A 22994-nucleotide genomic window follows, 5' to 3' on the forward strand; every position below is an offset into this window, starting at 1 on the left:
GATTCGTCATTCGGGGGCGGTCCTGAGAGACCGAGCCTGGAACGGGAATTCTGGGCCTGGCCTGTGCGAGAGCCACCCCGGAATGACGAAAACTCTCACACAACGCTGACTAACGCCCGTAGAACAAGATGCTGGCGATGACCAGCATCGCCGTCACCGCCAGCATATGCGCGAGCGCTCCCGAGGCCGCCCCCTTGGTGGCTTCCTTCATGCCGTTTTCTCCCTAGACTTGGGCGTGACTCATCGTTGTGCGGCAAGCGCACCCGACGGCCAATTGTTTTACTCGGAACACCCCACTTCTCGAGTACTCACCGCGATGTGTCCCCACACGGCGAATATCGACTGTCTCAAGGTCGATCAGCAATGCGGCGGCATTTTGACTCGATGATGTTGCTCCCGCGTCGGTGCAAGAATAGAGTTTCAGGGAACTCTCGCCGGTACCTACAAAAAGCATCAAAAACTCAGGGAAAACTTCAGGAAAATCATGGCCCGCATTCCGTACAGCGACCCCTCCAAGGCATCAGACCGCACCCGCGAGATCCTCGACAAGAACCGCAATGCCAACATCTTCCGCATGATGTCGCACTCGCCGAGCTATTTCGAGCAGTACTGCCGGCTCGGGGGCGCGATCCGCCACAAGGGCGAGCTCGATCCTGTCGTCCGCGAGCTCGCGATCACCCGCACCGGCATCTTGTGCGAGGCGCCGTACGAGATCGTCGCGCACAAGCGCATCGGCAAGAATGTCGGCGTCACCGACGAGCAGAACGAGGCGCTCGAGAATTGGCAGGCCGCGACCTGCTTCAACGAGGTGCAGCGCGCCGCACTCGCCTTCACCGACGAGATCGTTAAGCTGAAGAAGCCGACCGATGCGACCTTCAAGGCGATCGCGTCGAAGCTGACGCCGGCCGCGCTGGTCGAGCTGCAGCTCTCGGTCGGCTTCTACATCATGACCTCGAAATTCCTGGAGACTTTCGAGATCGATCTCCAGCCTGTTACCGAAGTGGTGGGCTGAGCCGACAGAAACGGCGAGGGATGCCGATGACGATCGACGAATATGCGGCCTGGGCTGCGACCATCGCGAAGGTCGATGAGCATCCGTCCAACGAGCGGTTGTCCTATCTCGGTCTCGGCCTCGCCGGTGAATCCGGCGAGGTCGCCGACCACATCAAGAAGCTGCTGCGCGACGACTGGCTCGACAAGGCGGGTCTGGTCGATGAGCTCGGCGATGTCATCTACTACTGGGCCTGCCTGTGCGCGGCCACCGGCCAGCAGCCATCCGAGCTGCTGGAAGCCAGCGCAAGGAAGATCAAGCGGCGGCTGAGCGAGGCGGCGAGCCGCTGAGCAAACGTGTACGTTCGCGGGCGACAGTCCCTCCGCAGGGACATGCCCGGGACAGGCCCGGGCATGACGACCTCTGGCGAATGAGGCCGCTCACGTCGACGTCAGAATATCCACCTTCGCATTGGCGACGATCAGGCGGTCGGCAAGCAGCTGCGCGAGGTTGCGCATGACGCGCTCGCTGGCGTGCGGGTGCTGCTTGCGGAAACGCTCAAAATCCTTCAGCGGGACCTCGAACGCGGTCGCCGCCATGTCGGCGAAGACGTCGGCCGAGCGCGTCGTCTCCAGTAGCGCCATCTCGCCGAAGGCCATGCCGGCGGTCAGCGTCGCCAGCCGCACGCCGTCGGGCAGTGTGACATGCACCGCGCCGCTGCGCAGGAAGAACAGGGAGGAGGCAGGATCGCCCGTGGTGATGATCTTCGTGCCGGCCTGAAAGGTCCGGATCGTGCAGATCGAGGCGAGATCCGTCAGCTCTTCTTCGTTGAGGCCTTCGAGCAGCGGCTGCTCGGCAAGCTCGGTGGTCTCGTGGAAATCGATCGAGCCGCCATAGCGGTAGACAATCTGGTCTTCCGCCCATTCGATCGCGGTATCTAGCAGGTAGAAGTCGCGGACGTTCTTCAGTTCGGCGGTCCATTCGCGCAAAGAGTCCCATTCCCTGGACGCGCGCCTGACGCCGGACAGCACGACCGTGACATTCAGTGCGGCAAGCTCCTCGAACGCTTCGGCAACGAGCCGCGCGCCGGCGCGGGTGGTCGAGGTGACGCGATGCAGGTCGAACACGACGATCTGCGGCCGCGGTTGCCCCGCCAGCCTGCGCGTCACGTAGTCGACCGCGGACAAGGACAGCACGCCGACCAGCTCGATCACGCGTACTGCCTGGTCGTGCGCGGCCAGGATCTCGCGCTCCTGCGCCCGGCGCACGCGGCGCGACGGGCTCTTGCCGATATCGTAATCGGCGATGACGGCGTTGCGGGCATCGTCGCTGCGGTTGAGCATGTGCAGGTCGTAATGCGCCGACAGCGCCTCGCAGACCTTGATGCCGCGCACGCTGTTGCCGTGCTTGTCGAGCTTTGGCGAATAGCTGCCGAGGCCGAGGCGGGCAGGGAGCGCCGCCAGGATGCCGCCGCCGACGCCGCTCTTGGCGGGAATGCCGATCCGGTAGATCCATTCGCCGGCATAGTCGTACATGCCCGACGAGGTCATCACCGAGAGCGTGCGCGAGATCGCGTATGGCGTCAGCACCTGCTCGCCCGTGACAGGATTGACGCCGCGATTGGCCAGCGTTGCCGCCATCACCGCGATGTCGCGTGCGGTTACGAGCACGGCGCATTGCCGGAAATAGACATCGAGCACGGCGGCGACGTTGTCGGAAATCACCGCGTTGGTCTTGAGCAGATACGCGATCGCGCGGTTGCGGTCGCCGGTCTGGCTTTCGGAGGCGTAGACGGCTTCGTCCACATCCAGGTCGCGTCCGGCAAAGCGGCCGAGGGCGAGCCGGATCTGCTCGAAGGCCTCCGCGCCCTTGCTGTCGTAGATCAGCCCGGTGCAGGCGATCGCGCCGGCATTGACCATCGGGTTGAACGGATGGTTCTCCGCATTGAGCCGGATCGAGTTGAAGGGATCGCCGGAGGGCTCGACACCGATCGCGCTCTCAACCTTGCCGGCGCCGAGCAGGTCCAGCGCCAGCGCGAACACGAACGGTTTTGACATCGATTGGATGGTGAAGGGCACCCTGGAATCGCCGACCTCATAGACATGGCCGTCCAGCGTCGCCAGGCTGATGCCAAAATAGGCAGGGTCGGCCTTGCTCAGCTCGGGAATGTAATCGGCGACACTGCCCGAGGTTTCGGCAGAGAATTCGTTGAGGCAATTGTCCAGAAACCGCAGCAAAGGCGGCTTCGAGCGGGTCCAGGCGGTGGCAAGAGGCGAGAGCGGTGTCATCGCCTCACTTGTGCAACGCAATCAGGGAGCGCGCAACCCGTGCGGCACCATGGTCTGCCGCCGGACCAGCAGCAGGGCGAGCAGAGCCGTCGGCGCCAGGATCGCAAGTCCCAGCAGCGTCACTTGCAGCTGCGACAGCGGCATGATCCCGCCGCCGGGCGTCGCCACCACGAAGCCGCCGATCACCAGCAGAACGCGGATCGGCCATTCCAGGCTGCCCGTCCCGCGCAAGTCACCGACGAAGGGCTGGTAGCCCTGAATGCCACCGCAGATGAACAGCGTCCCGAATGCCGCGAGCCCCATCAGGCCGAACCCGGCTAGATACGGGCTCGGCCCCTGCAGCACCAGCGCCGGATTGAGCACGAAGAAGAACGGTAGGAAATAGATGATGCTGCCGACCCACATCGATTCCCAGCCCGTCTTCATCGCCGGGGAGCCGGCGATGCCTGCGGCGGCGAAGGACGCGATCGCGACCGGCGGGGTGATCGACGACAGCATGCCCCAATAGAAGATGAACATGTGCACTGCCATCCTGTTCAGCCCGAGCTTCTCCAGCGCGGGCGCGACCAGGATGGCGAGGAAGATGTAGCAGGCCGTCGTCGTCAGCCCGAGGCCGAGGATCAGGCTGGTGAGGGCGCACATCGCCAGCAGCAGGAAGGGATTGTCGCCTGCAATATGCAGCAAGTCGTTGGCGAGGCTCGACACCACGCCCGTCATCGAGAACGCGCCGATCAGGAGGCCGCAGCCGGCGAGGATACCGACGAGCTCGACGAAGGTGCGGCCGTTGACCTCGAGGAATTTGCCGATGGTCGCGGGCGTCCAGCGGGTATCCTTGGAAAAGAACTGGTTGAGCACCAGCAGCAGCGCGGTGGCATAGAACGGCGCGTGGCTCTCACGCTTGAAATAGAGCAGCATCACGATCAACAGCGCGATGACAAAGACGTAGTACCAGCCGTCCTTGATCGTATCCATGATGCGCGGCAGCTCGGCGCGCGGAATGCCCTTCAGCTTGTGGCGGGCGGCGTAGGCGTCGACCTGCATGAACAGGCCGACGTAATAAAGCACCGCCGGAATGATCGCGGCGAGCGCGACGTCGGCGTAGCTGACATTGAGGAACTGCGCGATCACGAAGGCGGTGGCGCCCATCACCGGAGGCGCCAGCACCGCGCCGGTCGAGGCGCAGGCCTCGATCGCGCCGGCATAGGAGGCGCGAAAGCCGCTCTTCTTCATGACGGGGATGGTCATGGTGCCGGCGGTCAGCACGTTGGAGATGATCGAGCCGGACATCATGCCGAGCAGGCCGCTGGCGAAGATGCAGACTTTTGCCGCGCCGCCGCGGAAGGTGCCGCACAGCGCGAAGGCGAGGTTGATGAAGAACTTTCCGGCGCCGGTCATCATCAGCGCGGTGCCGAACACGAGGAAGCCGATCACGGTGTCGGCAAAGGCCTGGATGGGAATCCCAAGCAGGCTCTCGCCCGACAGCACGTGATAGGCGGTCGCCTGTTCGATCGTCGATTGCGTGCCGCGGAACGGTCCGAGCCAGCCGGACTCCGCAAACAACGGGTAGATGGTGAAGGGGAGAACGCTCAAGAGCAGGCTCCAGCCGCCGGTGCGGCGCAGCGCCTCCATCAGCATCACCCACATCACGAGCCCGGCGGCGATCACATTGTTCGGCGCACCGCCGAATTCCCAGCCGGCTTCCGCCGCCTTGCGCACGTTCGACATCAACAGCAGCGCCGCGGCGAAGGTCACGACGAACAGGACGAGATCATACCAGGGAATGCGGTCGAGCGACGCGCGCTCGGTACCGGGGAAGATCAGGAACGTGAACGGCAGCATCAGCGCGATCAGGAGATAGAAATACTCCGTGTTGAGCTGGGTATAGCCGATGAAGAATCGCAGCGAGAATTGCTGGTTGATGCAGAGGAGGATGGTCGCCGCGGTCGCGGCCACCAGCATCCAGCGCCAGGCGCCGCGAAGCGCGCGCACGCGCGTGACCTCCGCTTCCTGCATGTTAGCGGCGGCACCGTGCGGATCGTCGAACACAATCCGCTTGGGCGCGTCTTGCGGGGCGGTGGAGGTGGAAGCAGAAGGCATCATCGATCCCGCGCGTGGGCAGTTGAATGCAGATTAAGCGAACGGCCGTTGTTTGAATCGGTCGGGCCGCGGGCTCCTTAACCTCTCCCGCTTGCGGGAGAGGTCGGCGCGCAGCGCCGGGTGAGGGCTCTTGCCCCTTGGGGAATCGCAATGCGGAGAAACCCTCTCCCGCAAGCGGGAGAGGGAGCGCACTTCTCGCGGAGCCGCGATCGGGCGCAACAACATCGCGTTCTATTCCTCGAACCCGTTCGTCATGTCAGCCTTCGCAAGCGCAGCCGCGCGCGCCTTCATCCAGCCCGCGAGAAACGCCTTGTCGTCCGACGGCGGATTGGACTTGCCGTAATCAGCCCACGCCGCGCCGAGTACCTCCTGCCGCTTGATCAGCTTGTTGTTGTGCGCCTCCTGCGCATCGCTCCATTGCCCGGCTTCCTTCAGTGCCTTCACCGAGCCGGGATGCACCGGTACCACCCAGTTCTTGGTCTGGCGATCGGCGGCGAGGCCGCCGGCGCCCGGTGCGGAATCCTTGTAGGCGTCGTAATTCACGATCATGGCCTTGGTCATCGCATAGACCTGATCGGCCGGCTGCGATGCGTAGGTTACGAAGATCGGGTAGGGGTAGTTGCCGAGCTCGACGGGTTTCTCCGGCGAGATGCCGGCGCCGCAGGTCGCGACCTGCGGGAAGAAGAACGAGCCGACCTTCTGCATCCGCGCCCAGCCCTCCTTGTCCTTCGCGGGCAGCGGCGGCCAGATCAGGCCGCGCGGCGAGGTCTCAGCCTCCTTGGCGGGGCCGGTGATGGTGGTGCCGAAGGCGGCATCGACGTCGTTGTTGATCAGGCCTTTCCACATCGCGCCGTAGCTCGCGAACTCGACAGCCTTCACGTCCTTCTGCGTCAGGCCGGCGAAGGCGAGCACGGCAAGCGAGTTCTGGTTCAACGCCGGCGAGCCGACCACGAAGCCGACACGCTTGCCTTTGAGGTCTTTCAGCTCCTTCACGCCGGTGTCGGCGGCGACACCGAGCGAGCCGCAATTGCAGTCGACGGTCGAGAGCAGGATCTGCAGCGGCTGCGGGCCCCATTCCTTCGCGCCGAACTCGAACACGCCCTCTTGCGCGAAGTACGTGCCCGATCCCATCGCCGCGGACGCCGCGCGCTTGGCGCGCAACGGCGCAAGGCGCGCGACGTCGTTGCCTGCGGGGAGCACGCGCACGTCGGTGCCGTATTTGTCCTTCATCATCTTGCCGACGCCGACCGCGATGTTGAAGCCGGCTGTTCCGGTGTCGTAGGCGGTGAAGGTCAATGTCGCCGGCAGCTTGACGTCTTCGGCGAACGCGTAGCGTGTAGACGCAAAAGAAATGCCTGCCACCAAGGCAGGCGCGAGTATGAGCAGCCCACGAAGCATGTTTCCCTCCAATGATCCTCGCTTTGTTGCGAAGATTTTCTTTCTTTGTTTGAAACAACGTTTTGTTTGCAACAGATCATGTCACCGCCATCAAACGATGGCAACGCCGTACCGCGCATGCGGGGATGAAGCTGACAGATTGTCGCGCAATTGACAGAGAGAATGCTCAGCACGCGACGATCGCGATCGCCTGTCCCTCCGCAACGATGTCGTCGAGTTTCACCAGAAGTGACGTGATCGTACCGTTCGCGGGCGAGGGCACCGGTATCTCCATCTTCATCGCTTCGACCACCACAATTTCATCGCCATCCGCAACGGTTCCTCCAACTTGCACGGGAGTTGCGCAGACACGTCCCGCGACCTCGGTGACGATCTTAATTTCTGGCATGCCATCGCCTTTTTGTTGTCGTCGCAAAATGCCTGAGGTAGCGTCGTCTGCAAGTGGAATTTAATTCCGCAGAGCGGAACAGACGGTAGGGAACATGGGACGACGATCCGAGCGGTTGAGTAGGCAAAGCGTGCTCGCTGGCGATGCCGGTGAGGGAGATGTCATCCAGGTGGTCTCGCGCGCGTTCGACGTGTTGCGATGCTTCGAGGGCCACGAGGCGAGACTCGGCAATCTCGAGATTTCAAATCGCTGCGGCCTGCCGCGCTCGACGGTGTCGCGGCTCACGCACACGCTGACGCGGATGGGGCAACTGGTTTACCTGCCGCGTGATCAGAAATATCGCATCGGCCCGAGCGCGGTCGCGATGAGCGCGACGATGATGAAGGGCGCGCAGCTGCGCAGCATGATCCGGCAGCGACTGCAGGACGTCGCCGAGCAATTGCCGGGAACGGTCGGCTTCGTCGTTCCGGATCGCTTCCATCTCGTCTATCTCCTGTTCGCGCGCTCGGCGACCGCACTCGGTCTGCACGAGGGCACCGGCAGTCGCATCTCGATGGCCTCGACCGCCGCGGGCGCGGCCTACACCGCGGCCTTGTCGCCGGAAGTCGGCGATGCCTTCATCGCGGAGATGGAGCGCGAAGCGCCCGAGGCTGCGAAGATCCTCAAGCCCCGCATCGAGGCGAACAGGCAGTCGCTGCGTGAGCGCGGCTATGTCACGGCCTGCGGCCTGTGGAGCCCGCACATCAACGGACTCGCGGTGCCGATCTGGTCGCCGCAGTACCAGACCTTCGTGGTCATCACGATCGGTCTTCTCTCGTCGATGTATGACGAGGAGCGGCTGCACGCCGAAGTCGCGCCATTGATGCTCGAACTCGGTCGCTCGCTCGGCAGTCTGGTGGAAGGCGCGCAAGGCGACGTCTTCAACAACCGCATCCCGCGTAAACCGGTCGCAATGGCCGTGCACAACAATAACAAGCCGATCCATTCGGAGGGAGTGAATGAACTGGAAGCCGGAACTCGACGAGCTCGCCCGGCGCGAAGCCTTCGCGCGGGAGATGGGCGGCGTTGACAAGGTCAAGCGACAGCATGACCAGGGCCGGCTGACTGTTCGGGAGCGTATCGACAAGCTGATCGACAAAGGCAGCTTTCACGAGATCGGTGCCGTCTCCGGCATCGGCGAATACGATAGCAGCGGCGAGTTGCAGAAATTGACGCCGGCGAACTGCGTGTTCGGCCGGGCGCGCGTCGACGGCCGCACCGTGGTGGTCGTCGGCGACGATTTCACCGTCCGCGGTGGTTCGGCTGATGCGTCGATCTCGGCAAAGCCGTTGATGGCGGAGGAGATGGCGCACGACTTCCGCCTGCCCATCGTCCGCATCATCGAAGGCTCCGGCGGCGGCGGCTCGGTCAAGACCATCGAGACCAAGGGAGCAGCCAATTTGCCGGGAGGCATCGGCGGCACGCGCTGGTACCGCTTCACGACGGAGAACCTGTCGCGTGTGCCGGTGGTCGCACTTGGCCTCGGCTCGGTGGCGGGCCTGGGGGCGGCGCGCCTTGCCGCCAGCCACTATTCGATCATGACCCGGAAGTCCGCGATGTTCGTCGCGGGGCCGCCTGTCGTGAAGGCGCTGGGGCAGGATCTCTCGAAGGAGGAACTCGGCGGCGCCGACATCCAGACCCGCGCCGGCGCGGTCGATCATGCCGTCGATACCGAAGAAGAAGCGTTCGCCTGCGCGCGGCGTTTCCTGTCTTATCTGCCGTCGTCGGTCTATGAGCTGCCGCCGACCTTGCCCTGCGCCGACGATCCCGAGCGCAGCGAAGACGCGCTGATGAAGGCGGTGCCGCGCAACCGCAAGCAGGTCTACAAGATACGGCCGATCGTCGAGTCTGTCGTGGACAAGGGCTCGTTCTTCGAGGTCGCGAAGAATTTCGGCAAGCCCATCATCGTCGGCCTGGCGCGGCTCGAGGGCAGGGCGGTGATGGTGCTGGCCAGCGACAGTTTTCACTATGGCGGCTCCTGGACGGCGGATGCCTGCCAGAAGGTGGTGCGCTGGGTCGATTTCGCCGAGACCTTCCACCTGCCGATCGTCTATCTCATGGACTGCCCCGGTTTCATGATCGGCCTTGATGCCGAGAAGGCGGCGACCATCCGCCACGGCGTGCGCGCCATGGCGGCGGTGAACCAGACCACCGTGCCCTGGTGCACCGTGATCCTGCGCAACGCGTTCGGTGTTGCCGGCGTCGTGCACCAGCCGGCCGACCGCTTCTCGATCCGCTATGCCTGGCCCTCGGCCTATTGGGGCTCGCTGCCGCTCGAGGGCGGCATCGAGGCCGCCTATCGCGCCGACATCGACGCGGCCGAGGACAAGGCGGGCAAGCTGGAGGAAATCCAGGAGCGCCTCAACAAGCTGCGCTCGCCGTTCCGCTCGGCCGAGAAATTCTGGGTCGAGGAGATTATCGATCCCCGCAAGACCCGCTCGCTGCTGTGCGAGTTCGCGCGGCTGGCGGAGCCGCTGCGAAAAGCGGGGCCGCCGGAGAAGATGACGATCAGGCCGTGAGGTTCGGCTGCTGGTGCGGCTGCGCGGCATCTTGCCGGGCAGCTTGCATCGTGACCTCCAAATAAGAACGCGCTACGTTCCCCGGGCAAGAACAAGAGGAAGCGCCAATCGTGTACGACTTCATTATCGTGGGCGGCGGCTCGGCGGGGTCCGTGCTGGCCCACCGGCTCTCGGCGAAGAGTGCCAACAAGGTCCTGCTGTGCGAAGCCGGACAGGATACGCCGCCCGGCAACGAGCCGGCTGAAATTCGAGACAGCTATCCCGGCACAGCCTATTTCGATCCGCGCTTCCACTGGACGGAGCTGAAGGTCACGACCCAGGTCGTCAGCCACAACAATCCGAACGAGGCGCGTCCGCCGCTGCGCAAATACGAGCAGGCCCGCGTGCTTGGTGGCGGCTCTTCGATCAACGGCCAGATGGCCAACCGCGGCGCGCCGACCGACTACGACGAATGGGACGCGCGCGGCGCGGAGGGGTGGACGTGGAATGACGTGCTGCCCTTCTTCAAGAAGGTCGAGCGCGACCTCGATTTCGACGGTCCCTATCACGGCAAGGACGGCAAGATTCCGGTTCGCCGGATTCCGAGGGAGCACTGGACGAAGCACTCGCAGGCCTTCGCCGAGGCGTTCCAGCAGGCCGGCCACCGATTCCTGCCCGACCAGAACGGCGAGTTCGTCGACGGCTTCTTCCCGGTGACGCACTCCAACCAGGCCGAGCAGCGCGTCTCGGCCGCCATGGGTTATCTCGACCGCGACACCCGCAAACGCGCCAATCTCACCATCTCCACCAATACGCAGGTGAAGGAGCTGCTGTTCGAAGGTACGCGATGCGTGGGCGTGAAGGCCGTTGTCGGCGGACGCGAGCAGGACTTCCGGGGACGCGAGATCATCCTCTCCAGCGGCGCCATCCATTCGCCCGCGCATCTGCTCCGCGCCGGCATCGGGCCGGTCGGCCACCTCAAGGATCTCGGCATTCCCGTGCTGATGGGTCTGCCGGGCGTCGGCCAGCGCCTGATGGACCATCCCTCGATCTCGCTGTCGTCCTTCGTCCGCCGCGGCGCGCGCATGAACGAGCACACCAGGCGCCACATGCAGCTGGGGCTGCGCTACTCGTCGGGGCTGCCTGACGTGCCGAAGGGCGACATGTTCGTCGTGCTGCTCTCCAAGTCGGCCTGGCATGCGGTCGGCGAGCAGATCGGCTCGCTGCTGACCTTCGTCAACAAGACCTATTCCGAGACCGGGCAGGTCAAGCTTGCCTCGCGCGATCCGTCCGCGGAGCCGATCGTCGAGTTCAATTTGTTGTCCGACCGGCGCGATCTCGATCGGCTGATGAGCGGCTTCCGCAAGATGGCTGCGGTCCAGATGAGCGACATCGTCAGGACAGTGACTGACAAGCCGTTCCCGGCCGCCTATACCGACAAGGTCCGCAAGATCGGCGTGGTCAACACCAGGAACAAGATCCTGACCAAGATCGCCGCGGCCTTGATGGACGGGCCGGCCGCGCTGCGCCATTACATGATCGACAATTTCGTGGTCGAAGGTTTTACCTTCGATCAGGTCATGAACGACGACGATGCGCTGGAGGCCTTCGTGCGCAAGGCCACCATCGGCGTGTGGCACGCCTCCTGTTCATGCCGGATGGGCCGCGCGGACGATCCGATGGCGGTGGTCGACAACCAGGGCCGCGTCAAGGGCATCCAGGGCCTGCGCGTCGTCGACGCCTCGATCTTCCCGGTGGTGCCGTGCGCCAACACCAATTTTCCGGTGCTGATGTCGGCGGAGAAGATCGCGGCCGCGATCATGCAATAAAACCCCTACACCCGCAGCACTTTGCCGGGATTCATGATGTTCTGCGGATCGAGCGCGCGCTTGATGGTGCGCATGATGTCGAGCTCGGTCTTGGAACGGTAATGGCTGAGCTCGTCGAGCTTGTCGATGCCGATGCCGTGCTCCGCCGAGATCGAGCCGTCCATGGATGTGACGAGATCGTTCACCGCCCGCGTGATGGCGGCCTTGTATTGCGTCAGCGTCTGCTGATCCATGCCGGCGGGCGCCATGAACGAAAAGTGCAGATTGCCGTCGCCGATATGCCCCAGCGGATAGGGCCGGATGGTCGGGAGAATCTCGAGCGCCGCCTTGAGCCCGAGGTCGATGAAATCGGGAATCCTGGAGATGGCCACCGAGATGTCGTAGCTGAGCCCCGGCCCCTCGGCGCGCGAGGCCTCCGCGACGCTTTCCCGGATCCGCCACATGTTGCGCGACTGGTTTCCGGTCTGGGCGATCACCGCGTCGAGCACGCGTCCGGCCTCGAGCTGCTGGCTAAGAAATTGCTCCAGCTTCTCGGACATGCCCTCGGCGCCATCCCGGCGTGCGCGCGCCGACGACCATTCCATCAGGAGATACCATGGCGTCTCCGCCCTCAGCGGATCCTGCACGCCGGGTATGTGACGGAGCACCATGTCGATCGCGCTGCGGCTCATCAGCTCGCAGGAGCCGACATTGTCCTCGGATGCGCTATGGGCTTCCGACAGAATCTCCAGCGCCGCGCGCGGATCGCGGATCGCCAGCCACGCCGTGCAGACGTCCTTCGGCGCGGGCCAGAGCTTGAGCACGGCCTTGGTGATGATGCCGAGCGTTCCCTCCGCGCCCATGAAGAGGTGCTTGAGGTCGTAGCCGGTATTGTCCTTCTTCAGCGCACGCAATCCGTTCCAGACCTCGCCATTGGCCAAGACGACTTCGAGTCCCAGGACGAGATTGCGGGCATTGCCGTAGCGGAGCACCTGCACGCCGCCGGCATTTGTCGACAGATTGCCGCCGATCATGCATGAGCCCTGGGCGCCGAGGCTGAGGGGCAGGAACCTGTCGTGCCGGCTTGCTGCCTCCTGCAGGGTCTGCAGCACGCAGCCGGCCTCGACCGTCATGGTGTAGCCGGTGGCATCGACCTCCAGCACGCGGTTCATGCGGCCGAGCGACAACACGATGCCGGTGTGCGCGGGCCAGGGCGTTGCGCCGCCCATCAGGCTGGTGTTGCCACCCTGCGGCACGATCGCGATCCCACGCTCATGGCAGAGCCTGACCACCTGCGCGACTTCCTCGGTGCTGCCGGGGCGGACGACGGCGCCGGCACCTCCAACCAGCAATCCGCGCCAATCCGTCACGAAGGGCTGCTTGCCGTGTTCGTCCTCGATCAGGCCCTTCTCGCCCACGATCGCGCGCAGTGAATCGCGGATCTGGGCGGTGAGCGGAATGGTTGGAATGGTGGGTTCGGACGACGGGCCGGCAGCCGGCATTTGTTTCCCTTCTTGTTTCCCCTGGCGCATCTTGATGTGCACTGCGCACGCTGGCGTGCGTCAGGGCGTTGTCCACGTTTGCGCCGTGGAGTCTAACGGCAATATGTCTCTTCCCCGGAGCGCCGGGCGGGCAGGCGCGGCTCGCGCCGACGATCGTGTGTGGGGGTGTTTCGGGTTTTCCGCTTGAGAGGCCGGACGCCTGAGGCGCGTTCTGTCGGCAGGCGCATGGGTCATCCGGAATTTTACGGTGTTCCCTAGGGTTTAGCGTCAATCGCTGCGATCGCATTTAAGCGACATTAATGATGCCTTCTCGATATGAGACATCTGCCTCCGGTGAGGTTCCGGTTTGCGGAGTGCCCGTAAGTGTTGATTAAGAGACCGATCGCCATATTCCGCCCGTGATGGGCGAGTGCCGGGATCGAACCCGACAGCCTCTTCCGTCGATTTCACAGGGAAAGGACCGTTGCCGCAACGACGGCAGCCAGGATGAACCTCATGCTCCGCCGCGCAATGCTCTGTTTCGCGACAGACCGGAAGGCCAACGTCGCCATCATCTTCGCGCTGACGATGGTTCCCATCATCTTTCTTCTGGGGATGACGCTCGACTACACGCTGGCCTTGCGGAAGCGTGAGCAATTGAACGCAGCCGCCGACGCGGCCGCGATCGCGGCCGTGCGGCCCGCGATGCTGACGCAGACCACCAAGTCCGTCATCGAGAACACGGCGGCTGCCGTCTTTGCCGCGAAGGCGAACCTGCCCGGGTTGGCGGCCGTGCCCACGCCGACGATCACCGTCACCGATTCCGGTCTCTCGCGGACCATCACGGTCTCCTACACCGCAGAGTCCGTCAACAATTTCCCCGGCGTCCTCGGCAAGTCGACCTGGCAGGTGGCCGGTTCGGCAACGGCGAAGGCGTCCAGCGCCCCCAACATGAATTTCTATTTGCTGCTGGATGATTCCCCGTCGATGGCGTTGGCGGCCACCCAGAGCGACATCGACGCGATGGTTCTCGCCACGAAAAACCAGCCCAACTACGCGAAAAATTGCGCCTTCGCCTGCCACGAGGCGCATCCCAACAACGCAGCTCCGAGCGCGACGAACAAGGACAATCTCACGGTCGCGCGTGCGAACAACATCACGCTGCGGATCGATCTCGTGACGAATGCCGTCAAGCAATTGATGGTCGGGCCCTGGTCCTGCCCGCAGTCGGGCACCTCGGGCGGCGTCATGCAGTGCATGTCGGCGCTCAACAACACGACCTACAAGGCCGCCATCTACACCTTCGACTACGCCCTGAACACGATCCAGACGCTGACCACCCCGACCACGGCCGGCACGCAGATCGGCAACATTCAGCTCCTGACGGTCGACCACCAGAACTGCCCGGTTCTCGACAGCAAGGGCGCCTGCGTCTACACCACCGACTACGGCACCGACATCTCGAAGGGGCTGACGGACCTCAATGCGATTATGCCCAATCCCGGCGACGGTACCGCGGCCGGGACGCCGCAGGAAGTGGTCTTCCTCGTCACCGACGGCGTCGAGGACAAGCTGATTCCGAAGACGGGTGGCAGCTGCGATCCAAATGCCACCTATGCGCTGCCGGCGGCCAACTCGACGACTTTGCGATGCCAGCAACCGCTCAACACGGCGATCTGCGATACCATCAAGACTCGGAACATCCGCATCGCGATTCTCTACACCGAGTATCTGCAACTGCCGAGCGACAGCTGGTACACCAGCCGTATCTCGCAATTCAACAACCCGTCCTCGTCGACCGGCACGATCGCGCAACGGTTGAAATCCTGCGCGTCGCCGGGCCTGTACGCAAACGTTCAGAATGGCGGCGACATCAACCAGGCACTGACGGATCTGTTCATCAAGGTCGCGTCCAGCACGGCCAGCCTCGTGCAGTAGGGAAAAGAGGCCATGCTTGGATCAGCTTCGACAATGAAGAGACGCCGCAACCGTTGCGCCGCTTTTGCCGCGAATGACAGCGGAGCCACGGCCGTCGAGTTCGCGCTCGTCGCCGCGCCGTTTCTCGCGCTTGTCATCGCACTGATCCAGACCTTTCTCGTTTTCTTTGCCCAGCAGACGCTCGAATCTATCGTCCGCCAGTCGGCGCGTCTCGTGATGACCGGACAGGTTCAGTCTGCGAACATGTCGCAGGCCGTCTTCAAGCAGAAGGTCTGCGATCAGATCGTGATCCTCTTCAACTGCAGTGGCCTGATGGTCGACATGCAGGTGGCGACCACGTGGACAGCAGCGAACACGGCGATGCCGACCCTGACCTATGACGGCACGGGCAAGGTCTCCAATGTCTGGCAGTACGATCCGGGCCAGGCTGGCGATATCGTCGTGCTCCGCATCATGTACGAGTGGCCGGTCGTCCTCGGTCCGCTCGGTTTCAACCTGTCGAACCTCAGCAACGGCAACAGGCTGATCATGTCGTCCGCCGCGTTCCAGAACGAGCCAGGAGCTACCTGATGATCTCGGCCCTGTCATCTCGCGTCCGGCACTTGGTATCCGATGTCCGCGCCGTGGCAGCGACGGAGTTCGCGATCGTGACGCCGTTCATGCTGCTACTCTATATCGGCGGCGTCGAGCTCGGCACCGCGCTCTCCATGAACGTCAAGGTCAGTGCGACCGCGCATGCTGTCGCCGACATGATCACGCAGAACACGTCCGTTAGCCCGAGCCAAATGGACGGTATCCTCGCGGCTGCGACCGCCATCATGGCTCCATATCCCATCAAGAATGGTAGCAACTCCTTGATGACGATCACGGTCTCGGAAGTCTCGACCGACAGCAGCGGCAACGCAACGGTGCAATGGAGCAAGTCGACCAGCGGGTCGGGGGCGAGAACGCCGGGGACCGCCATGACTTTGTCGTCCTTTACCGCGCCGGGCGGGACCACCAACGCTAAAATCTCGCTCATCCTGAGCGAGGTCTCCTACGATTACACGCCCAACCTCGGCTTCACCATCGCAGGCACGGTCAAGCTGTCCGACAGCTACTATCTGTTCCCGCGCTGCTCGACCAACGCCTCGAGCTTTCCATATTACGACGTGAAGTATAAAACGACTTCTCCGACGTCGACCACCTGCACCTGCGTCCAGCATTTGCAGCAGAAGACCTGTTAGCCTCGCAGGAGCGAGGTTGATCGATCGGGGATGGTGCAGGGCGGCACGTCGGTCTCTTCGAGAAGTTCATCACGCCAGAGCAGGGGCTTGCAGGCGGGGCGTCTGGGTACAAGCGCGCCTGCGATCGCCCCGGCGCGCTGGGCGCGGGGGGCTGGGCTACGGTAGCCTGCATTGCTTTACGACGTCGAAGCAGGCATTGATGGCGATAGCCGCGCTGGGAGGCGGGCGCTACGGGCGACCGCGGAACCTCCCCCTGACGCGCTCGACGCAACCGCCCGAGGATGTCCTGCAATCACCCGGGCCAAGAACATGAGGAACGCGATGGGTAGAGATTCCCATCGACCAGCCCGAGGATATCCAGGCCATGACCCAGGCATCTGCCATCAGTCGCTTCCCCGTCCCTGATCTCGCCGACATGCCGGACGACATCCGGACCCGCATCCTGGCCGTCCAGGAGAAGTCCGGCTTCATTCCGAACGTCTTTCTCGTGCTCGCGCACCGGCCGGACGAGTTTCGCGCATTCTTTGCCTACCACGATGCGCTGATGGACAAGCCCGGCAATCTCACCAAGGCCGAGCGGGAAATGATCGTGGTCGCGACCAGCAACCTCAATCAATGCCAGTATTGCGTCATCGCGCATGGCGCGATCCTGCGCATCCGCGCCAAGGATCCGCTGATCGCGGACCAGGTTGCGGTCAACTACCGCAAGGCCGACATCACGGACCGCCAGAAGGCGATGCTCGATTTCGCCGTCCGCGTCTCGACCGAGGCCTACGAGGTTTCCGAGTCCGATTTCGCCGCGCTGAAATCGCACGGCTTCACGGAGGAGGACGTCTGGGACATTGCCGCGATCACGGCCTTTTTCGGCCTCTCCAACCGGCTTGCCAACGTCACCAGCATGCGTCCGAACGCGGAGTTCTACAGCATGGGACGCGGCTGACGGAGTTTCGCTCATTCACGATCGGGCGGCTCGTGCGACTTAGGCGTTTCGACAAATCCGGAAGTTGGTCTTGCTCGATCGGCGTCTTGATTGGGAGAGGTGAAGAGATGACAGACTTCGTAACGCCGCAAGAGATGGCGGAGATGATACCCTCGGGGTGCAAGCTCGGTCTGGCGCCTGACGATTACGCTGCGTCCCCTGGAATGATTCGGCTGCTGATCGATCGCGGCGTTCGCGGTCTGCATGTGGTGTGTGCGCCGATCGGCGGCATGCAGGTCGACATGCTGATCGGCGCCGGCGCCGTGACGACGCTGGAGACCAGCGCCGTCAGTCTCGGCGAAGCCGGCGGCGCCCCCTGTTTCAGCCGGGCCGTCCGCGACGGGGCCATTCGCCTGCGCGATGCGACCCGTCCCGCGGTGTTCGCAGGCCTGACGGCCGCCGAGAAGGGCGTGCCGTTCATGCCGATCCGCGGCATCATCGGCAGTGACGTCCTCAAGAAGCGGGACGACTGGAAGGTGACGTCGAATCCGTTCGATGACGGCGAGAAGATCGTCGTGGTCTCGGCGATCCAACCTGACATTGCCTTGTTTCATGCGCCCGAAGCAGACCGGTTCGGCAACGTTCGGCTGGGGCGCCGGCGCGAAACGATGCTGCTGGCGCACGCCTCGAAGAAGGCGTTTGTGACCGTCGAGCGCATCTCCGAGACGTCACTGCTCGAGGACGAGAAAATGGCCGCGGGCGTCCTGCCTGCAATCTATGTGAGTGCGGTGGCGCAGTTGAAGAACGGCGGATGGCCCACGGGGCTTTACGCCGAGTACCCCAGGGATGGACAGGAAGTCGAGAAATACGCGCGCGCGGCGCGCTCGCCGGAGGGTTTCCAGGCCTATATCCGGGGTTCGAGGAGCGCGGCATGAGCGAGGCGTGCACCAGCCGCGAGCTGATGATCTATACGATCTCGCGGCTGCTGAAGGGCGTGCGGCATGTTGCGGTCGGTCAATCCTCGCCGATGCCGGCGGCCGGTGCGATGCTGTTGCGTGCGCTCAACGAGCGTGACGGAGCGGAGCGCGTGCAGGTCTCGATCCTCGGATCGGTCAAGCACAATTCCTTCACCGGAGGAGCCGAGGAGCTGTTCGATTGCGCCGCGCAGGGGCGCCTGGATGCCTTCTTTCTCGGCGGTGGCCAGATCGACGGCCGGGGCAATGTCAATCTCGTCGGCACCGGCGACTACCCGAACAATCCGGTTAGGTGGCCCGGCTCGTTCGGCTCCGCCTATCTGTACTTCCTCGTTCCGCGGGTCATTCTATTCCGCGAGGAGCACAGCCTGCGGTCCCTGGTAGAGCGCGTGGACTTCGTGTCTGCGCCTGGGGTCACCGACGAGACGGTCTATCGGCGCGGCGGCCCGCATGCGCTGCTGACCAACGCGGCGCTATTCTCCTTCGACCGGGAGGCGGGGCGCTTTCGCCTCGAGAGCACGCATCCCGGCTATGGTTGGCGCGACATTCGCGGCACGACGGGCTTTGCCTACGACAACGAGCAATGCGAGGTCACGACGCCGTCGCCGGACGACGCGACGCTGGCCTTGATCCGGGGACGGATCCGCGAGGAGCTGCGCGAATGCTATCCGCAGTTCGCGGGCAACATGCCGGGTCCGGGGTAGGGGATCGCGTCTGCACTCTGCGGTCGGGTTAGGGCGCGTACTCATGAACATTCGTCGATATCTGCCTCGCTTCGATACTGCCGTCCTCATGCAATTGCGGCAGATGTCGCGAAGGGCCACACCTGATTTGGACCGAGGGGCGAAACGCCGCCCCCGGGTGGATGCCAATTCGCCCGATGGCCAGTTGACAGTCCTTTGCAACTAAAACTAGGTTGCCTGCGACGGTTCTCTTTCGGGAGATCAATAGGGAATACGGTGCGGGTGTCCCCCAACGCCGTGGCTGCCCCCGCAACTGTAAGCGGCGAGCCTTCGTCAAAAGCCACTGGGCCTGCGGGCCTGGGAAGGCGGCGACAGGCAACGACCCGCGAGCCAGGAGACCTGCCGTCAGTCGTGGTCACACGCGAGCACATTGGGCGGGGTGTCCTGATGAGTGTTGAGCTGCCTTCCTCTTGAGGCAGCGGCCAAGCTGCGTTCGCGGTGACGTGCCACGTTATCGCGAGACTATTGATGACCTCCCGTAAGATCTTCGCGCCACGCTGCGCGTTGCTCCGTTCAGTTGCATTTTCCTGCCTCGTGGTGTCGAGCAATGGCTGGGCACAATCCGCAAGACCAGCGCAGACGCTCGATCCTGTCGTAGTGGAGCCGTCGGCGAAGCCACCGAATGCCCGGAGCGCCCGACGCAGCAATGCCACGCGCCTCGCGCGCCCACGCCAGCAGCGAAACGCAGCTACCGCCGAAACGCGGGCTCCGACGACCAACCCAGCGGGTCCCGTATTCGCCGCACCGACGCTCAACCTCACCGGCGCTAGCACGGCCGGCAGCCGACTAGGCCTGACGCGACTGCAGACGCCGGCCAGCGTGGAGGTGATCTCGGCCAAGACCATTTCTGAACGCGGCCAGCAGAACATCCTCGACGCGGTGACGCAGAACGCCACCGGCTTCACTGCAAGCCCGGCACCAGGCAACGGCGGCGTCTCGTTCAACACCCGCGGCTTCACGGGCCTTGGGTCTGTCATGACGCTCTATGACGGCACCCAGCTTTATATCGGCGCCGGCACCGTGACCTTTCCGTTCGACACATGGTCGACCGAGCGCATCGAGGTATTGCGCGGCCCTGCTTCGGTGATGTACGGCGCGGGTGCGGTCGGCGGCGCCATCAACGTCGTCTCGAAACTGCCATCGTGGGTCCCTCGCAACCAGGCCGAGATGTCGCTGGACAGCAACATGACGCGGCGAATTGCCGTGGATAGCGGAGGTCCAGTGAGCAGGGACGTCGCCTATCGCATCACCGCCACCGGCAACATGTCGGACGGCTGGGTTGATCGTGACAAGACTTCGAATGTCGCGCTCCATGCCGTGGTCCAGATCAGGCAGAACGAAGACGTCACCTGGACACTGTCCACGGACTATGGCGACCGCAACCCCTCACGTTACTTCGGCACGCCGCTGATCAACGGCATGCTCAATGAATCTCTTCGGTTCAAGAACTACAACGTCAGCGACAGCCACATCCGATACCAGGATAGCTGGAGCCAGGCGAAGACGGAATGGCAGGTCGCTGATGGCATCTCGATCCAGAACACGCTCTACTACCTGAACTCCAAGAGGCACTGGAAGGACGTCGAAAGCTACGCTTACAATCCCGGCACCGGCCTGATCAATCGAAGCAGCTATATCGAGATTTTTCACGACCAGCAGCAGGTCGGCAATCGCATGGATGCGAAGTTTCGTGGGCATGTCTTCGGCATGGCCAACGAGTTCCTGGCAGGCTTTGACGTCAACAGCATCAACTTTACCCATACCAACAACTCGCCCTATGGCGGCTCGTCGTCCGTCAACCCCTACAGCTTCGTTCCAGGCGTGTTCAACAGTCCGAACGCCACGGTCCCCAGTTTCGGCAGCGTAACCAACCAATACGCGCTGTTCGCCGAGAACCGGCTGTCGGTCACCGAGCAATTGTCCCTGATTGCCGGCATCCGCCAGGATGAGCCGACGGTCACGCGCACCGACTATGTCACGCCCGCCAACAGCTTCGAAAAGTCGTTCTCCTCGACGACCTGGCGCGCCGGCGCGGTCTATACGCCCGTCAAGGACCTCGCTTTCTATGGCCAATATTCCACCGCGGTCGATCCGGTCGGGGGGATCATCTCGCTGTCGTCCGCCAACAAGAATTTCGATCTGGCCACCGGCAGACAGATCGAGATCGGCGTCAAGCAATCGTTCTGGGGCGGCCGGGGTGAATGGACACTGGCCGGCTACGAAATCGTGAAGAACAACCTGCTGGCCCGCGATCCCAACGTTCCTTCGCTCACCGTCCAGGTCGGCCAGCAATCATCGCGTGGGATCGAAGCATCAGTCGGATTCCTGCTCGACTATGGCTGGCGAATAGATGCAAACACCGCCTTCCTGCGCGCGAAGTACGACGACTTCGTGCAATCGGTTGGTGGCGCAGCCGTGAACTATGCCGGCAACGTGCCGGTCAACGTACCGCAGACCGTTTCCAACATCTGGGCGACCTGGGCCTTTGCACCCAACTGGTCGGCCAATGCGGGCGTGCAGATCGTCGGCAAGACCTACGCGGACAATGCCAACACGATGACGCGCCCGGCCTACAACATCGTCAATGCCGGCGCGCAGTGGAAGCCCGATCTCAACACCACCGTGTCGTTCCGCGTCTACCATCTCTTCGATGAGATTTACACGACGTCCGGCGGCACCACGCAGTGGCTGCTCGGAATGCCTCGCACGGCCCAACTCGCCGTCAACGTGAAGTTCTGAGCGTGTCACGCACCCTGAAACGCACGCTCCGGCGGTGGCTGTATATCGGCCACCGCTGGCTCGGCATCGTCACCTGCCTGTTCTTCGCCATGTGGTTCATGTCAGGCGTGGTGATGATGTATGTCGCGTTTCCCGGTCTTGCCGACAAGGAAAGGCTGGCAGCGCTTCCCGACATTCAATGGGAGAAGGTGAAGCTATCGCCGGACGATGCGATGAGGGTCGCAGGCGCGACGCGCTACCCGCGCGATCTCCGGCTCGCCATGCTGGCCGACGAGCCGGTGTATCGGATGATTGGCTGGGACGGTCAGCGGCAGGCGATCTCCGCGGCCGATGGCCGCGTCGTGACCGGGGTCTCCGAACGGGAAGCTCTTGCGGTCGCGCAACATCATCCCGCGAGCAAATCGCCGCAACTGGAAGACATCGTCGATCGCGATCAATGGAGCGTCACCGCCCGTTACGATCCGTTGCGACCGCTCTACCTTATCGGGCTCGGCGATAACGCCGGCACCAAGCTCTATGTTTCCTCGCGCTCCGGCGAGATCGTGCTCGATACCAACCACACCGAGCGCGTCTGGAACTGGCTCGGCTCCATTCCGCATTGGATCTATCCGACCGTTTTGCGCAAGGATGGGCCGTTGTGGCGGCTGGTGGTGCTCTGGATCTCCGGCATCTGCCTCATCGTCGGCGTCACCGGCATCTGGATCGGCATCCTGCGCCTGCGGCTGAAGCGGCGGTACACGAGCGGCGGGATCTCCCCGTACCGCGGCTGGATGGCTTGGCACCACGTCACTGGACTGATCGCGGGCGCCTTCGTGCTGACCTGGATGTTCTCCGGTTGGCTGTCACTCAATCCCGGCGAAATTTTTGCAGGCCGTAACACCACGCGGGAGACGCTGCAACGTTACGCCGGCCATGATGCGCCGACCATTGCGACAAAGCTGCCGACGCCGCAATCCGCCGCGGTCGAAGCGCGCTTCGTCTGGCTCGATGGCGGCCCGATGATGATCGCCGCATCGCGTGACGGCACGCAGAGGCCGCTGGATATCACGTCGGGTCGAATCGCGACACTCCCGCAGGATCGGCTTTGGACGGCCGCAGCGAAATTGCTGCCGCAAGCGCGCCTCGCGGAACGGCTCGTCCTCGACGACTACGATTCCCATTGGTATGCGCATCATCACCAGCGCGAACTGCCGGTGCTGCGCGCTGTCTTCGATGACGACGCCAGAACATGGTTTCACATCAGCTCCGTTACCGGCGACATCATCGGCCGCGCGGACGGCAGCCGGCGGACCTATCGCTGGCTGTTCAACGCGCTGCACAGTTTCGATTTCCGGTTGCTGCTGATGTATCGCCCGGCCTGGGATCTCGTGGTTTGGCTGCTATCGATCCTTGGCACCATCGTCTCGGTGAGCGGTGTCGTCGTCGGATGGCGCTATCTGCGCCATTGAAGTGAATTGCGCCGTTGGC

General features: G+C 63.6%; 18 protein-coding genes and 1 riboswitch. Of the genes, 13 read left to right on the forward strand and 5 right to left on the reverse strand.

Annotated elements, in window-relative coordinates; all coding sequences use genetic code 11:
- Positions 1–484: 484 nt before the first annotated feature.
- Together ML401_RS13895 and ML401_RS13900 are read left to right on the forward strand one after the other, a co-directional pair.
- Positions 485–1012 carry a carboxymuconolactone decarboxylase family protein gene (locus ML401_RS13895; RefSeq protein WP_259205984.1) on the forward strand — a complete coding sequence of 176 codons (528 nt, stop codon included), beginning with the start codon at positions 485–487 and terminating at the stop codon, positions 1010–1012.
- Between the two features lie 26 nt (positions 1013–1038).
- Positions 1039–1341, forward strand: coding sequence for a nucleoside triphosphate pyrophosphohydrolase family protein (locus ML401_RS13900; RefSeq protein ID WP_194407574.1), 303 nt, complete (start codon positions 1039–1041; stop codon positions 1339–1341).
- A gap of 90 nt (positions 1342–1431) precedes the next feature.
- Here the strand turns inward: ML401_RS13900 and glsA are convergent, their stop codons facing one another.
- From glsA to ML401_RS13920, 4 genes are all read right to left on the reverse strand, one after another.
- Positions 1432–3279, reverse strand: coding sequence for a glutaminase A (glsA, locus tag ML401_RS13905; protein ID WP_285812247.1), 1848 nt, complete (start codon positions 3277–3279; stop codon positions 1432–1434).
- Between the two features lie 21 nt (positions 3280–3300).
- Positions 3301–5376 (reverse strand): TRAP transporter permease, encoded by a 2076-nt coding sequence (locus ML401_RS13910; protein ID WP_259205989.1) that lies wholly within the window; start codon positions 5374–5376, stop codon positions 3301–3303.
- A 231-nt stretch (positions 5377–5607) separates the two neighbouring features.
- Entirely contained in the window at positions 5608–6774 is a 1167-nt protein-coding gene (locus ML401_RS13915) for a TAXI family TRAP transporter solute-binding subunit (RefSeq protein WP_259205992.1), read from the reverse strand.
- A 166-nt stretch (positions 6775–6940) separates the two neighbouring features.
- Positions 6941–7162 (reverse strand): acetyl-CoA carboxylase biotin carboxyl carrier protein subunit, encoded by a 222-nt coding sequence (locus tag ML401_RS13920; RefSeq protein ID WP_211418090.1) that lies wholly within the window; start codon positions 7160–7162, stop codon positions 6941–6943.
- A 94-nt stretch (positions 7163–7256) separates the two neighbouring features.
- Here ML401_RS13920 and ML401_RS13925 point away from each other — a divergent pair, with 94 nt between their 5' ends.
- The 3 genes from ML401_RS13925 (at position 7257) to ML401_RS13935 (ending at position 11528) form a co-directional block, all read left to right on the forward strand.
- Entirely contained in the window at positions 7257–8231 is a 975-nt protein-coding gene (locus ML401_RS13925) for an IclR family transcriptional regulator (RefSeq protein WP_285812248.1), read from the forward strand.
- The gene (locus ML401_RS13930; protein WP_259206001.1) at positions 8161–9720 is read left to right on the forward strand and encodes an acyl-CoA carboxylase subunit beta; all 1560 of its coding nucleotides are present in this window, start codon (positions 8161–8163) and stop codon (positions 9718–9720) included. The genes ML401_RS13925 and ML401_RS13930 overlap by 71 nt, the downstream gene beginning before the upstream one ends.
- Positions 9721–9830: 110 nt before the next feature.
- A complete protein-coding gene (locus ML401_RS13935; protein WP_285812249.1) occupies positions 9831–11528 on the forward strand; it encodes a GMC family oxidoreductase in 1698 nt (565 codons plus the stop codon).
- A gap of 5 nt (positions 11529–11533) precedes the next feature.
- Here ML401_RS13935 and ML401_RS13940 read toward each other — a convergent pair whose 3' ends face one another.
- A complete protein-coding gene (locus ML401_RS13940; RefSeq protein WP_285812250.1) occupies positions 11534–13009 on the reverse strand; it encodes an FAD-binding oxidoreductase in 1476 nt (491 codons plus the stop codon).
- Positions 13010–13504: 495 nt separating this feature from the next.
- On the opposite strand from ML401_RS13940, the gene ML401_RS13945 reads away from it, so the two are divergent.
- The 8 genes from ML401_RS13945 (at position 13505) to ML401_RS13980 (ending at position 22975) form a co-directional block, all read left to right on the forward strand.
- Positions 13505–14926, forward strand: a complete 1422-nt coding sequence (locus ML401_RS13945; RefSeq protein WP_285812251.1) for a TadE/TadG family type IV pilus assembly protein — start codon at positions 13505–13507, stop codon at positions 14924–14926.
- Between the two features lie 33 nt (positions 14927–14959).
- On the forward strand, positions 14960–15496 hold the full coding sequence (locus ML401_RS13950; protein WP_249132198.1) for a TadE/TadG family type IV pilus assembly protein: 537 nt from the start codon (positions 14960–14962) through the stop codon (positions 15494–15496).
- On the forward strand, positions 15496–16152 hold the full coding sequence (locus ML401_RS13955; protein WP_211418084.1) for a TadE/TadG family type IV pilus assembly protein: 657 nt from the start codon (positions 15496–15498) through the stop codon (positions 16150–16152). The genes ML401_RS13950 and ML401_RS13955 overlap by 1 nt, the downstream gene beginning before the upstream one ends.
- A gap of 364 nt (positions 16153–16516) precedes the next feature.
- Positions 16517–17092: a peroxidase-related enzyme gene (locus tag ML401_RS13960; protein WP_212068405.1), complete on the forward strand. Its 576-nt coding sequence runs from the start codon at positions 16517–16519 to the stop codon at positions 17090–17092.
- A gap of 107 nt (positions 17093–17199) precedes the next feature.
- Positions 17200–18006, forward strand: coding sequence for a CoA transferase subunit A (locus ML401_RS13965; RefSeq protein ID WP_285812252.1), 807 nt, complete (start codon positions 17200–17202; stop codon positions 18004–18006).
- A complete protein-coding gene (locus ML401_RS13970; protein ID WP_285812253.1) occupies positions 18003–18749 on the forward strand; it encodes a CoA-transferase in 747 nt (248 codons plus the stop codon). The genes ML401_RS13965 and ML401_RS13970 overlap by 4 nt, the downstream gene beginning before the upstream one ends.
- Before the next feature lie 205 nt (positions 18750–18954).
- Positions 18955–19150, forward strand: a riboswitch (cobalamin riboswitch).
- A gap of 106 nt (positions 19151–19256) precedes the next feature.
- On the forward strand, positions 19257–21527 hold the full coding sequence (locus ML401_RS13975) for a TonB-dependent siderophore receptor (protein ID WP_285812254.1): 2271 nt from the start codon (positions 19257–19259) through the stop codon (positions 21525–21527).
- Positions 21528–21529: 2 nt separating this feature from the next.
- Positions 21530–22975, forward strand: a complete 1446-nt coding sequence (locus tag ML401_RS13980) for a PepSY domain-containing protein (protein WP_285812255.1) — start codon at positions 21530–21532, stop codon at positions 22973–22975.
- Positions 22976–22994 lie beyond the last annotated feature (19 nt).

Origin of the sequence: Bradyrhizobium sp. 62B, assembly GCF_030272265.2 — a bacterium.
Classification (GTDB): Bacteria; Pseudomonadota; Alphaproteobacteria; order Rhizobiales; family Xanthobacteraceae; genus Bradyrhizobium.